The organism is Pseudomonas sp. Fl5BN2, from assembly GCF_009908205.1.
GTDB lineage: Bacteria > Pseudomonadota > Gammaproteobacteria > Pseudomonadales > Pseudomonadaceae > Aquipseudomonas.
On the sequence record NZ_JAAARL010000016.1, the window covers coordinates 17612 to 30551 of the forward strand.

General features: G+C 55.9%; 14 protein-coding genes and 1 pseudogene. 10 read left to right on the forward strand and 5 right to left on the reverse strand.

Annotation, left to right across the window (positions count from 1 at the left end):
* The first annotated feature begins 41 nt into the window (after positions 1–41).
* Entirely contained in the window at positions 42–476 is a 435-nt protein-coding gene (locus GV819_RS21630) for a hypothetical protein (RefSeq protein ID WP_161758086.1), read from the forward strand.
* 167 nt (positions 477–643) lie between these two features.
* Here GV819_RS21630 and GV819_RS21635 read toward each other — a convergent pair.
* Positions 644–924 (reverse strand): annotated as a pseudogene (locus GV819_RS21635) (hypothetical protein).
* A 346-nt stretch (positions 925–1270) separates the two neighbouring features.
* Here GV819_RS21635 and GV819_RS21640 point away from each other — a divergent pair.
* From GV819_RS21640 to GV819_RS21655, 4 genes are all read left to right on the forward strand, one after another.
* Complete coding sequence (locus GV819_RS21640; RefSeq protein WP_161758087.1) at positions 1271–1624, forward strand: hypothetical protein; 354 nt, start codon at positions 1271–1273, stop codon at positions 1622–1624.
* 26 nt (positions 1625–1650) lie between these two features.
* Positions 1651–2001 (forward strand): hypothetical protein, encoded by a 351-nt coding sequence (locus tag GV819_RS21645; protein WP_161758088.1) that lies wholly within the window; start codon positions 1651–1653, stop codon positions 1999–2001.
* Positions 2002–2113: 112 nt separating this feature from the next.
* Positions 2114–2503: a hypothetical protein gene (locus tag GV819_RS21650; protein WP_161758089.1), complete on the forward strand. Its 390-nt coding sequence runs from the start codon at positions 2114–2116 to the stop codon at positions 2501–2503.
* A gap of 115 nt (positions 2504–2618) precedes the next feature.
* A complete protein-coding gene (locus GV819_RS21655) occupies positions 2619–3485 on the forward strand; it encodes a hypothetical protein (protein WP_161758090.1) in 867 nt (288 codons plus the stop codon).
* Here GV819_RS21655 and GV819_RS33560 read toward each other — a convergent pair.
* Positions 3469–3789, reverse strand: a complete 321-nt coding sequence (locus GV819_RS33560) for an endonuclease V (RefSeq protein ID WP_161758091.1) — start codon at positions 3787–3789, stop codon at positions 3469–3471. The genes GV819_RS21655 and GV819_RS33560 overlap by 17 nt on opposite strands.
* An 11-nt stretch (positions 3790–3800) precedes the next feature.
* On the opposite strand from GV819_RS33560, the gene GV819_RS21665 reads away from it, so the two are divergent.
* Positions 3801–4016, forward strand: coding sequence for a hypothetical protein (locus tag GV819_RS21665; protein ID WP_178126053.1), 216 nt, complete (start codon positions 3801–3803; stop codon positions 4014–4016).
* Between the two features lie 570 nt (positions 4017–4586).
* Positions 4587–5027, forward strand: coding sequence for an RDD family protein (locus GV819_RS21670; RefSeq protein ID WP_368668928.1), 441 nt, complete (start codon positions 4587–4589; stop codon positions 5025–5027).
* Positions 5028–5405: 378 nt separating this feature from the next.
* On the opposite strand, the gene GV819_RS21675 is transcribed toward GV819_RS21670, so the two are convergent.
* Entirely contained in the window at positions 5406–5735 is a 330-nt protein-coding gene (locus GV819_RS21675) for a hypothetical protein (protein WP_161758093.1), read from the reverse strand.
* Between the two features lie 568 nt (positions 5736–6303).
* Between GV819_RS21675 and GV819_RS21680 the strand changes: the two genes are divergently transcribed.
* Complete coding sequence (locus GV819_RS21680) at positions 6304–8664, forward strand: DNA polymerase II (protein WP_161758239.1); 2361 nt, start codon at positions 6304–6306, stop codon at positions 8662–8664.
* 6 nt (positions 8665–8670) lie between these two features.
* Here the strand turns inward: GV819_RS21680 and GV819_RS21685 are convergent, their stop codons facing one another.
* Positions 8671–9000 carry a DHCW motif cupin fold protein gene (locus GV819_RS21685; protein WP_161758094.1) on the reverse strand — a complete coding sequence of 110 codons (330 nt, stop codon included), beginning with the start codon at positions 8998–9000 and terminating at the stop codon, positions 8671–8673.
* A 42-nt stretch (positions 9001–9042) separates the two neighbouring features.
* A complete protein-coding gene (locus GV819_RS21690; RefSeq protein WP_161758095.1) occupies positions 9043–9339 on the reverse strand; it encodes a hypothetical protein in 297 nt (98 codons plus the stop codon).
* A 281-nt stretch (positions 9340–9620) separates the two neighbouring features.
* Here GV819_RS21690 and GV819_RS21695 point away from each other — a divergent pair, with 281 nt between their 5' ends.
* Together GV819_RS21695 and GV819_RS21700 are read left to right on the forward strand one after the other, a co-directional pair.
* Entirely contained in the window at positions 9621–11054 is a 1434-nt protein-coding gene (locus GV819_RS21695) for a serralysin family metalloprotease (protein WP_161758096.1), read from the forward strand.
* A gap of 164 nt (positions 11055–11218) precedes the next feature.
* A complete protein-coding gene (locus tag GV819_RS21700; protein WP_161758097.1) occupies positions 11219–12901 on the forward strand; it encodes a DUF2599 domain-containing protein in 1683 nt (560 codons plus the stop codon).
* Positions 12902–12940: the final 39 nt, after the last annotated feature.

Here is a 12940-nt window from a genome sequence, read left to right on the forward strand (position 1 = left end):
ATATCCTCTGGTCGAGTTTCTCAATATAAATGGTGGGAATGATGTCGGCTGGTTTGTTTGTTCCGATCAGGGTGGTTCCTGATTTTAAGAGTATCTTGGGCGGGCTGTTTAACTTTCTTTCCGGTTTTTTTATATCGGCAGGTCAGCTAAGGGTTGGTGTGAGTCTTGGCGGAGGGGGGGAGCTAATTAATAGTTTTGTCTTTGTGCATGATCAAGAGCAGAAGCCTCTTTGTTGGATTAGTTTTATGGAAGTGGCTGAGGATTTGAGAGAGATCTCAGAAATGGATTTGCCTATTGTTGCTCAGGTTACAAGGGGCTCGAAACATAATATGTTGTTTTCAGTGGCTGTTGCTTGTGCGATAGGAAAAGCGTTCGGAGGGCGAGTGATATATGATGATGCTCAGGTGTATTTTGATTGTAAGAAAGACGTTTATACTCTTTTGGAGAGTGAGGAGTATCTTTCTGTTAGATTGTGAAAGTGGTTGCTGACTTTGGCGGAATGTGTTTTTTGATCTGGACGGATACTGCGCTTTTAGTTAGATATCAAGGTTGAAGCCGGGCGGTTTTATACCACCCCTTTCTGTTTATGTGAATTTTCAACAGGCTGCGTTTTCACACAGCCTGATCAAGCTACCTTTTTGGCTTACTGGAGCACTTGCTCCTGCATCCGCCTCGTCGTCACATCCATCAAGTCACACCCATCGCGCAGCAAAATGCTTCACGCCAGCGACAATTCCTGCAGCACCACTGCGCCTTTGGCGCTTCATCAGAAGTTGCGAAGTTCTCCAGCAGCTGAGTCACGGCACGAGTGCGATACGCCGCTGCATCGTGCAGGACGTCAATGGGGGCTTGGGTATCGATCAGCAGTGAGGGAATATTGCAGTTACGGCCTGTAACAGGCATGTATCGATTGAGAGTCGTCATGGATCTTACTCCTATCTATCGTTGTAACTCCCTACCGCCCGAGCCTCCGCAGCAAAAGGAAATGGTCAAGAAGCGGGGGCCTTGGTTAATGCAGAAAAGGCGGTTTTTGAGCGTATTAGGAGAAACTCGAAAGAGCCTGATCTGACGAATAAGGCGCCGAATACGGTGCTTGATCAGCTTCCTACAAAAGGAGCACTAGTCTCTGCAAAAGACCAACAAGCTCCGAGCCTTTCAAACCAGTTTCCAGGTCATCCAAAAGGGTGGGCAACACTTATCGTAGACACGGAGCTGGCCCAGGGTGCAGGAATATATAATTATGTTGTTATTGAGGATAGTGCGTTGGTGATTGGTCGTAGACTTAGACAGCAGTGGCGAGCGCGGTGGCCAGATCAGCGCCCGGCAGATCGACCTGGAACTCAGTGGCGCCCTGAACAACCGCAAGGGCCTGATTGAAAGCCGCAGCACCCTGGCCACGGCGGCCGCCAGCCTCGACAACCTGCCGACCGGTCATTTGAGTGTTAAAGAGGTTGAGGGGATAAATAAGGTTTTTGAGAAAAATATGGTGTCCGGCAGAGAAAAGGTTAATGTTATTGGTCATCTAGAAAAGGCGGATATTGTGCCGGTCGACTTTAGAGTTCTTAATGATAGTAGTCAGAGGGTTTTTCTAGACTATATTAAGACTTTGTCTGCTGGGCAGTAGTCAAGATTTATTGTTGTGAGGTAGTTATGGGTGGGGCTGTTTGGGTATCTAAAAATATGCCTAGGCCTGAGGGGTATCAATATCTTGGTGGGGTTGTTAATGGCTCTGCATGGGATGCGTTTGGTGAACTTTTGGATGCTGCACTATTGCCGGAATATTTTGGTGTGCACTCTCAAGTTAAGAGTGAGGAAGGACTTTTCTTAAGGTACTATTCTTTTGATGAGTTGAGTCGGTCTGATTTTAATTTGGTTGTCAGAGTTGTTATGGGGTTTATCTTTAATATGCTTGACCCTAGCCCTTGGCAGCTAAAGGGAAAGGCTGTTTGGGATGAGGTAGTGGGGCCATGTATTAAATCGGATCCACGTTATGAGTTGTGAGTTTTTTATGAGTTGTTTTTGGGTTTTTACTTTAGAAAGAGCGGTGGTTTAGGCGTTCAGCCCTTCTTAAGGTTTTTCATGAAGCCCCGGGGGGATGTAGTAGTCTAAGAAAGTGCGAAATAGTCCTATACTTTCGATCGACTTCAGTCCCGCCGACTTTAAAGCGGCAGTAGACCTTTGGTCGATCGGTATCCGACAATCACAAGAGAAGAAGGGCGACCTTCAAGCCGCCCTTTTTTGCTTACTGAAGCACCTGCTCCTGTATTCGCCTTGTCGTCACATCCATCAAATCACACCCATCGCGCAGCAAAATGCTGCACACCAGCGACAGTTCCTGCAGCACCACTGCTACCTGGTTAACCGCGCCGGGGGCATCATCGCCGGGCGTGACGTAACCCTGACCACCACCGAGGGGGACGTGATCAACGACCGCACCCTGACCACCCACCAGAGCAGCAGCGAGGACTTACTCGGTACCCAAAGGTATCAATTGATGATGTGAAAGTGGCCACTTACAAGCTGGCACCTAGGCAGGGTCAAGGGGATAAATTCGAGGCGTGCTCGAACTGCAGCGGTGTACTGAAGCATGCCGATGTGATTACCGGAAGGAAGCACTGATGATTATCAAAAAAAATGCGCTAAGCAACCAGGGTGGATTGTGGACTTTTCGGGGGGTGCCATACACCGGGGGCGTGTTGGAACTCTCGAGTGGTCATGTGGTGGGGGGCGGTATGTATGAGGAAGGCCGCTTTGTTGATGTCTACCGTAGCGAGTTTATTCTTGGGGAGGTGCGCAATGGTATCGAAATGGAACGAGACTATACGGGGGAGCAGTTTTATTGGGAAGGTAAGGTCTACAATGGCTTTTCCTATGAGTTCAGCGGAGATGTATGTGTCAGCGAGCGCTTGTATGAATATGGCTGGGTGATAGAGGAAGTAACATACTTTCCAGATGGCCAGTTGCGTACTGTCGAGATCGGTGAGGATGTTCCACAGAGTTATGAGTGGTTCGAAGGCGGCGGGCTGGAAGCGATGACGGTTCACCAAAATAATGTTTTTATGTTTTCATTGAAATTCTCATTGGAAGGGCTGGAGCGGTTGACTTTGTTGGGCGACTACTTTTCTAGGTTGCCGAAAGTGATTGGCTGCATAAGGTTTCCTGTGTTATGTGATAAAGCGGAGCTCTCCTCTCTTAAGTGTGCGGGCCGAGTTTTACTCAGTGGGGATGGTATTGACACGGCCGTGATTGATTACATTTTTTTGGGCGAAAATGAGCGGCGTATCAGAGAGTTGGAGTTGGATGGTGTCAATGGGACACCGGAACTCCTGCAGTGTTTGAAGAATCTTCAGCAGTTGAGTGTATTGAAAATTGTGGCTGCTAAGCGTTGCTTTGACTGGTGGCGTGAAGGGTGCGTACAGTTTCAGATGCTTCGACCCGAATGTGATGTGTATTTAAACAATCGGAAGGTTAGTTTGGCGGGGTGATGAGGTGTTTGTTCTGTTCGTAGAATTGCCTTCCATATCGATCTGCAAGTCGAGTTGTTTCTGGTAATCGATAGTGGCGTGTGACGTTCAATACCCAGTGGCAGGCGGTTTCAAGGGAGATTCGGTGGCCGATTGAAACGAACACAGGTTTCACATTTTTTTGAGTCCTGAGCGCGGCCCCGATTAGTTCGTCGCCGTCGAACAGGCCTGATTGGCATCCCCTTTCATTAAGGGGAGGTGCGTAGTTTGTGAAAAAGGTCCGAAATTTTTGAGATTTGTTTTTCAGATACAGTTCCTGAGTCATCCGGAATAGTATTGGAATGGGATCGTAAGGAGTTAGAGTCAAGAGCTGTTGCAGGTGGTGGCGGTCAGTATACTCACTATGCAAACAGTTTGATTGCCTTGAAAGAGATTGAAAGTGGTCTCTACCAAATAATTGATCTTGATATGTTTTATCCTGGGTTTGGATGGTGTGAAGTTCTTAAAAAGGGAGAGTATTCATTATCATCTGGTTTCTGGGGCGAAGAGTGAAAAATAGCCCCGGAATTGCTGGGCTATTCATTTGAAATGTCTCTGTTGAGGATTTTGGAGTTTGTCAGGGGCAATTTAGAGTATAAAAAAGAATTCATCTGTGGATTTGAATATATATTAATGTCTACTAACTCTCCATTTGAGGTTGTGGCGTTTTGTATGCGAGAGCTTCAGTGGCCGGAAATTAAAGAGTTTGTGGTTGCAAAAATGAACCCTCCGTAAAATCCCCGTAGTGAAGCTCTACGAGGAGTGCTTACGGCATATGACGAGTTTTGGCCAGATGCCGATTTATACAGATATTATGACGCTGAGAGCGATGGGTGAATCTATATACGACAAAATGAGCTGGGGAATTACCTGAGCCATTAGCCTCGTAAGGCTCCCATGTAACACCTGCAATTATTCAATAAGCATTTCAAATCCAGCTACTAGTGCGCAAAAATCTATGTCACTTCCCATGGTGTCAGTGATAGACTTTTGATGGACGGTATAACGTTAGCATTGGACCTTTAAGTAAGTACTCCCGGCATTGCCGGGGATAGCCCTATTTTATTGATGGAGAGATACAAAGTGAGTCAGGTAGAACCAATTAGCTCAATAGGTACTTATGATCTGGCAAGCCCTATAAAGCGGCTGGCTGGATACGTTGTTGATATGGCAGTTGTATTTTTTGTTCTGTTTTTGAAAAGCGTCATGCTGCACTTGTCCGTCCGCTTCAGTTCAGAGCTGAGCCTGACGGTTTTTCAGGGGGTTGATTATTTCCTGACCTTGCTTGCTTTCGCCTATTTTCTGTTTTGCGATGCGCTGCCCAATGGGCAAAGTCTGGGCAAGCGTCTATTCAAGATGTCTGTGGTTGGCTTTCCTTATGGCCCGCCCTGTACCGTTCTGCAATCAGCCTTGAGAAATGTGCCTAAGGCGCTGTTCAGCATTCTGGATGGTGTATTTGTCTTCTTTGGTTTTCGTCGTCGACTTGGCGATATGTTGGCTAGAACCGTCGTTGTCAATTTGTGAAAAAATGGGGTCGAAAAAAACGGTGCAAAGGGGAGGGGCAACTCCGATAGCGCCTTGCGCCAGAGTCAGTTGCTAGCCTGTTGATTGGCTCGATTTTATAAGGGGTCTTTGCGGAAGCATTGCATGCGCCTAGCATGGTTTGTAAGCGTCTGCAGGTGCTGAGCGATGTGGAGAATCGGTATCTGGTCAAAGATGCCGGGTTGGGTACTATCGGCAAAGAAAACAACTGAGTTCTTGAACGTCGGTTTTTCGATCAGTTTTGAATTTAGGGCCGGCTCCGTTGCCGATGCTCAACCCAATAAAAAAGGGCGCTCTTGAAGGGCGCCCCATTTTTATTATTGTTTCAATAGTCTGTGATTAACCAATTGACCACATGACTCAGCAATACCGATCAATGACCCGAACTTCCGAGCTGTCCCGAAACAACTGCCATTCGCTCTTCAGGGTTTGCAGCACCCGGGCGATGAAGTCCTTGTCGGCGGCGGCCTTTTTGCCGACGTAGCCCTGGCCACGGCGGTACATCTTCAGGCGGGCCGCGAGGTCCCGGTTGTTCTGGTCGAACTCTGCTTCATGGCTGTGGGGCGACAGGCAGTCGATATGCACTTGGCCCGACTTGGCAATCCACAGGATGTGGCTGTCGTGGCTGTCTTTCTGTGCGGCGAACATACGTGCCAATTCATCAGTAGTGGGTTGGTTATTAAGATTCATTTGTAGCCCCCTTGACCATTTATCGATCTGTCTAAGTTGTTTCGCTAAGTCATCTTGCTACGTCGGTAAGTTGAACCCTGATACCGTAAACAGGGCGACAGAGGGTGTCTGTCGGATACAGATAAGGCCCAGAGCCTGATGCGTGTAGTGGTCTTGATTAACTGCTACGCAATAGCGTCACAACGAAGAAAAGCAGCGCAAACCTGGATCAAGCTGCCGATATCCCTGCCATCGGCCACAAGCATCTTGAAGAGTTTTTGCCAGCTTTCTGTCCTTTGTACTGGACGATCTTGCCAGGTCAGTTTCATCAATCTGCCTTGTGGGCAGTACACATCCGGGTCACAGCTCGGCGGTCAGACGAGCTTGCTCATAACACCTTTGCCTTGTCCCCCGATCGGGGAGACGTCTGCATCATGCAAGGGCGAAATCCTCTCGTCAACGGTTTTGTAGTGAAAATTTCAAGGCACTACATATTGTCTGACAAAAGCCGCAAAGCCATCATCCAGACACCCTTTCACCGGCCAGGGCAGGTAGAATCGGCGTCTTGAAAAACTCTGAGGTTGCAGCGGTGGATGTACAACAAGGCTTCGTCCTGACTCGGCACTGGCGCGATACGCCGGCGGGCACGGAAGTCGAGTTCTGGCTGGCCACCGATCAGGGGCCACGTCGGATCCGCTTGCCGCTGCAGACCTCTGTGGCCTTTGTCCCGGTGTTCCAGCGTGCCCAGGCCGAGCGCCTGCTGGCCGACGACCGCGATGTCGAGCTGCGGCCCTTGCAACTTCGTGACTTCCACCAGCGTCCGGTGCTGGGGATGTATTGCCCGCAGCACAATCAACTGATGCGCCTGGAAAAGACCCTGCGCCGTGCCGGGGTCGAAGTGTTCGAGGCCGATGTACGGCCGCCGGAACGCTACTTGATGGAGCGCTTCATCACCGCCCCGGTGACTTTCGGTGGCCAGCCGGGCCCCGCTGGCCTGTTGCTGGAAGCGCAGATGAAGCCGGCGGCAGATTACCGGCCACGGCTCAAACTGGTGTCCCTGGACATTGAAACCAGTGAACGCGGCGAGCTGTATTCCATCGCCCTGGAAGGCTGCGGCCAGCGCCAGGTGTACATGCTCGGCAAGCCCCGGGACGACGACAGCGCGGTGGATTTCGACCTGGAGTTCTGTGCCAGTCGCGAGCTGTTGCTGGAACGGCTCAACCAGTGGCTGGCCGTGCATGACCCCGATGCCATCATCGGCTGGAACCTGGTGCAGTTCGACTTGCGGGTACTCCACGAGCACGCCCGGCGCCTGGCGGTGCCCCTGCGCCTGGGGCGCGACGGCGCGGAGATGCAATGGCGCGAGCACGGCAGCCGCACCCATTACTTTGCCTCGGCGGCGGGGCGCTTGATCATCGACGGTATCGAGGCGCTGCGTTCGGCGACCTGGAGCTTCCCGTCTTTCAGCCTGGAAAACGTCGCCCAGACCCTGCTCGGGGAAGGCAAGTCGATCGACAACCCCTACCAGCGCATGGACGAAATCAACCGCATGTTCGCCGAGGACAAGCCGGCCCTGGCCCGCTACAACCTCAAGGACTGCGAACTGGTGACGCGGATTTTCGCCAAGACCGAGCTGCTGACCTTCCTCCTGGAGCGGGCCACGGTCACCGGCCTGCCCGTCGACCGCAACGGCGGTTCGGTGGCGGCGTTCACCCATCTGTACATGCCGTTGATGCACCGCCAGGGTTTTGTTGCGCCCAACCTCGGCGAGTTGCCGCCCCAGGCCAGCCCCGGCGGCTTTGTCATGGATTCGCGGCCTGGCCTCTACGAGTCGGTGCTGGTGCTGGACTACAAGAGCCTGTACCCGTCGATCATCCGCAGTTTCCTGATCGATCCCGTGGGCCTAGTGGAGGGCTTGCGCCAGCCCGACGATGAACACTCGGTGCCGGGCTTTCGCGGCGCCAGGTTTTCCCGCACCCGGCATTGCCTGCCCTCGATCATCACCCGGGTCGCCGAAGGCCGCGAGGTGGCCAAGCGTGAGCACAACGCACCGCTGTCCCAGGCCCTGAAGATCATCATGAATGCCTTCTACGGCGTGCTCGGCTCCAGTGGCTGCCGCTTCTTCGACACACGCCTGGCGTCCTCCATCACCCTGCGTGGCCACGAGATCATGGCGCGGACCCGGCAGTTGATCGAAGCCCAGGGGCATCAGGTGATCTATGGCGACACCGACTCGACGTTCGTCTGGCTCGGCGGCCTGCATGACGAGGAGCAGGCGGCGCTCATTGGCCGTGGGCTGGTGGCGCACGTCAACCAGTGGTGGGCTGAACATCTGCAGCAGCAGTACGGCCTGGAAAGCGCTTTGGAGTTGCAGTTCGAAACCCACTACAAGCGTTTCCTGATGCCCACCATCCGCGGCGCCGAGGAGGGCAGCAAGAAGCGTTATGCGGGGCTGGTGCAACGCGCCGATGGCCGCCAGGAGATGATCTACAAGGGCCTGGAAACCGTACGTACCGACTGGTCGCCGCTGGCTCGGGAGTTCCAGCAGGAGCTGTATCAGCGGATCTTCCATCGCCAGCCCTACCAGGACTATCTGCGTGACTACGTGCAACGCACCCTGGCCGGGCAACTGGATGAACTGCTGATCTACCGCAAGCGCCTGCGCCGGCCCCTGGGTGATTACGAGCGCAATGTGCCGCCGCACGTGCGTGCGGCGCGCCTGGCGGATGACTACAACCGTGAACAGGGCCGGCCGCTGCAATACCAGAACGGCGGCTGGATCAGCTACGTGATCACCCTGGCCGGCCCCGAGCCTCTGGAAAACCGCCGCGCTGCCATCGACTACGAGCACTACCTGAGCCGTCAGTTGCAGCCAGTGGCGGACGCCATCTTGCCGTTCGTGCAGGACGATTTCAGCACCCTGGTGGGTGGGCAGATGGGCTTGTTCTGAAGCGCTTCAGTCGACCACGAACAACTTGGCGCCTACCGCGGTGAAGGACCTGTGGGGTTCGGCGTTGTCCGCCACCTGGTAGCTCATGCCCGGGGTCAGCACGAACAGCCGGCCGTCCTCCAGTTCGGTGTGCAGTTCACCCTCCAGGCACAGCAGGATATGGCCCTTGGAGCACCAGTGATCGGCCAGGTAGCCCGGGGTGTACTCCACCATGCGCACGCGCATCGCGCCGAACTGCCGGGTGCGCCAGAAGGCGCTGCCGGTTTCGCCGCGATGCTCGGTAGGAGTGATGCTGGACCAGTCAGTGGTGGCGAAGGGGATTGCGGTAATTTGCATGGGCGACTCTTGGCGGTCGGGTGAGGGAAGGGCGAAGGTAGCTCAATCGTCCACGGCTTCACAAAGACCGCTGGCACCGTGCTTGTCGGTGTACTTCACGGTCACCGCATCGTCGTCTTCGACGCTGATGGCGAGACTGATTTCTGCTGTCTTGACCTGGAAATGCCGGTCATCCACAGCGCTGTTCTTGACCTCCTTACCGTTGATATACACCGGCCCGCCCTGGTCGGCGCTGACGGCCAGGTTGCCGGGGCAGGAGACATTGAACAACGGGATGCCTTCGGCGTGGGCGACGCCGGCAAAGATCAACAAAGGGCCCAGCAGCAGGATTTTGCGCATCATCGACTCCTTTTGGAAAAGGCGCAGGTGCCGTCGTTGCAGCCCCCTTTTGCGCCCCGGATCAGTGCCTAGACTATCGCCTGCCCGGGTCTTGCGCGAGTGGAATATTTGCCCCGGGCCAGAGCGGTTTCGGGCTTTTGTAGGACAAAAAAAACCGTGGACGCAAGGCCGACGGATATGTCAGGTTTCTTGCGCCTCAATGGGCGAGTGATAGGACGATCTCGCAGGCGGGGTCGCGTGTGTTCTATCAGATTTTTTTTGTCTGGAACAAGGACGTAGCAATGTCAAAAGCAACTGAGTACGGGATCAATTCGGCCGCCGAGGCCAGCAATGCCTTTCAACAGGTCCAGGCCTTCAGCCACTTGTATGACCGTGGCGGTAGCCAGTTGGTGAACGGCAAGCCATCGTTCACCGCGGACCAGGCGGCAGACTCGATCCTGCGCAAGGGCCTGTCCTGGCATGACCAGAATGGCGACGGCAAGATCGACCTGAGCTACAGCTTCCTCACCGACAAACCGGCCAACTACAACTCGAAGCTGGGCACCTTCAGCGAGTTCAGCGCACTGCAGAAAGCCCAGACCCTGCTGTCCCTGCAATCCTGGGCCGACGTGGCCAACGTCACCTTCAGCGAAGCCGCCAAGGGTGGCGACGGGCACATGACCTTCGGCAACTACAACGTCAGCACCGGCGGCGCCGCCTTTGCCTACCTGCCCTCCGGCGGCAGCTACGACGGCCAGTCCTGGTACCTGATCAACGACCAATACCGGGTCAACGAGACTCCAGGCAACGGCAACTACGGCCGCCAGACCCTGACCCACGAAATCGGTCACACCCTGGGCCTGTCCCATCCGGGGGTGTACAACGCCGGCAGCGGCAACCCGACCTACAACGACGTGACCTATGCCCAGGACACTCGCGGCTACAGCCTGATGAGCTACTGGAGTGAGGGCAATACCGGGCAGAACTTCAGCAAGGACGGCAGTGGCGCCTACGCCTCGGCACCGTTGCTGGACGATATCGTGGCGGTGCAGAAGCTCTATGGCGCCAACCATGAAACCCGCGCCGACGACACCGTGTACGGCTTCAACTCCAACACCGGCCGTGACTTCTACAGCGCCCATTCCAACACCGACAAGCTGGTATTCGCAGTGTGGGACGGCGGTGGCAACGACACCCTGGACTTCTCCGGTTTCAGCCAGAACCAGAAGATCAACCTCAATGCCGGCGGCTTCTCCGATGTCGGCGGCTTGGTGGGCAACGTCTCCATCGCCCACGGCGTGACTGTGGAAAACGCTATCGGTGGCTCGGGCAATGACCTGCTGATCGGCAACGCGGCGGCGAACATCCTCGAAGGCGGTGCCGGCGACGACATCATCTATGGCGGTGGTGGCGGCGATACGCTGTGGGGCGGTGCCGGGGCCGATACTTTCGTGTTCGGCGCAGCATCGGATTCGACCTTCGATGCCCCGGACTGGATCATGGATTTCGTCAGTGGCGAGGACAAGATCGACCTCACCGGCATCCCGCAATTTGCCAGCGGTGGCGCCACCCTGAACTTCGTCAGCGGCTTCACCGGCCATGCCGGCGACGCGATCCTGACCTACTACGCTGAAACCAACCAGACCAGCCTGATGATCGACCTGACCGGTCACGGCACGGTAGATTTTGCCGTGGGTACCGTCGGCCAGGCGGCAGTGACTGACATCATTGCCTGATCAAACGCTGTCACGGGAGCGGCGCGCAATGCGCCGTTCCTTGAGCGCTATGCCCCTCTGAATCGTCCGTTTCCCTAGCCCGATAAAAATCCCTGGCGGTGCTCCGACGCTGGTCTACGCTGCCTTTCAGATGCCTATCCAGCGCTGCGACAAGGAGGTCGCCCATGCACTCGACAGCCCGTATTTCGTTGTTCCTGGGGTGGACTCTGCCCCTGGCATTTTCCGCCCTGGCGGCCCAGCCGCCGCTTGATCCGCTGCTGACCCTGGAGCGCATCAACCGCAACTACAACAGCCTGAGCAGCGCCTGCCAGGAACCCGACACTGGCGCGCCCCGCGGGCACTACTATTGCAGCGGCGTGACCTTGCGCATGGTCAACGACGGGCCCTTCAACCCCTGGGACTACAGCCCCTACGCGATCAAGATCGGCGCCACTTCCTACTCATGGATTCGCAAAGACCTGAGCACCCGCATCCTCATCCATCCGGCGGGTTTCATCCTGCGCACTCCCATGGATGCCCGCGCCTTGAGCCTGCCGGTCAAGGAGCAGGGCTGGACCTGCATCTACGCCTTCGACGGCGGTACCGGGCCGGAGCGCAAATGGTACGGCTGCGGCTATTTCGACAACCGCGAACCGCCCCGGGCCGCGCAACCGGCGATGAGCAACCGCAACGCGCAACTGGCCTACGGTACCTGCTCCGAAGCCGGGGTGACCACCGCCCAGCAATGGACCCAACGTTACACTGGGCTGCTCAAGGGACCGATCCAGACCAACCAGTGTTCGTGGAACGTCGAGCACCCCAGTGACTGGCAGGCGATGATCCAGGTGCATGAGTCGCGGACCGGCACCAGCGCCAAGGACCCTTTTGCCTACAGCGCCCAGGTCAATGAACTGATGCTGAAAAATGCTTCGGCGAGCAATGATGGCAGCGCCAACCTGCCGTACATCGATGCCTTTATCTACAACGTCCACAGCACTCAGAATTTCGCCACTCGGGGCGACCAGGCGCCGCCCAAGCCCGAGGACGGGCTGAGCAGCGCGCGCAATTTCCAGAAGAAGCTCCAGGCCCAGGGCTATACGGTGCCGATCCTGCGCCTGGACTTCACCCAGCCCCCGGAGCGGCGCTTTAGCTATGTCGCGGCGGATCAGGCGGTGGACTTCGCCCAGGCTTCGGCGCCTGAGCCCATCAAGCCGGCCCGGCAATACATCGCCTCGGCGGCTTGGGTCGAGCGTTTTGACCCGGGTACGCAGCAGAACGAATGGACCCTGAATGTCATCCCGACAGCCCAGGGCAAGGCGATTCAGAGCAGCAATCAAGCAGCCCTGTACCAGGAACTGCTGGCCCTGCACGGTGCCGATCGCCAGTGGCGCGACAATGAGCAGTCAGCGGGCAGCATGCGTGCGCAACTGGCATGCCTGATCCACAACTATCCGGGCAAGAACGAGTGGAACCTGGAGCCATTCCGGCCCACCGTCAGCCCGCAGGAGGCGGCCAAGGCAGGTTGCAATCCGCTGCCGGCCAAGGCCCCGCAGTACATTGCTTCCGCCGACTGGATCCAGCGCCACGATCCGGGCAGCGGCAAGCAGGAATGGACCCTCAGCGTGGTGCCCACCGCCGCCGGCCGGGCCTTGCCGGAGGCGCAATTGAGCGCGTTGTATGACCAGCTGTTTGCCTTGCGGGGCAACGATGACAACTGGCGCAACGAGGAAAAGGCCACGGGCAGCATGCGCGTGCAGTTGGGGTGTGTGCTGGTCAATTACCGCAACAAGACCCCGTGGAACCTGGAGCCATTTCGCCCCGCAGTGTCGGCCAGCCAAGCCAAGGCCGCCGGGTGCAATCCACTCTGAGCCAGGGTGCGTAGCCGGGTGACGGCCTGAGGTGCAGGT

Excerpts from the sequence above, each read along its gene's own strand:
- GV819_RS33560 (WP_161758091.1), bottom strand. The coding sequence starts at position 3,789 with ATGACTCAGGAACTGTATCTGAAAAACAAATCTCAAAAATTTCGGACC.
- GV819_RS21675 (WP_161758093.1), bottom strand. The coding sequence starts at position 5,735 with ATGAATCTTAATAACCAACCCACTACTGATGAATTGGCACGTATGTTC.
- GV819_RS21655 (WP_161758090.1), top strand. The coding sequence starts at position 2,619 with ATGATTATCAAAAAAAATGCGCTAAGCAACCAGGGTGGATTGTGGACT.
- GV819_RS21690 (WP_161758095.1), bottom strand. The coding sequence starts at position 9,339 with ATGCGCAAAATCCTGCTGCTGGGCCCTTTGTTGATCTTTGCCGGCGTC.
- GV819_RS21695 (WP_161758096.1), top strand. The coding sequence starts at position 9,621 with ATGTCAAAAGCAACTGAGTACGGGATCAATTCGGCCGCCGAGGCCAGC.
- GV819_RS21645 (WP_161758088.1), top strand. The coding sequence starts at position 1,651 with ATGGGTGGGGCTGTTTGGGTATCTAAAAATATGCCTAGGCCTGAGGGG.
- GV819_RS21700 (WP_161758097.1), top strand. The coding sequence starts at position 11,219 with ATGCACTCGACAGCCCGTATTTCGTTGTTCCTGGGGTGGACTCTGCCC.
- GV819_RS21630 (WP_161758086.1), top strand. The coding sequence starts at position 42 with ATGTCGGCTGGTTTGTTTGTTCCGATCAGGGTGGTTCCTGATTTTAAG.
- GV819_RS21685 (WP_161758094.1), bottom strand. The coding sequence starts at position 9,000 with ATGCAAATTACCGCAATCCCCTTCGCCACCACTGACTGGTCCAGCATC.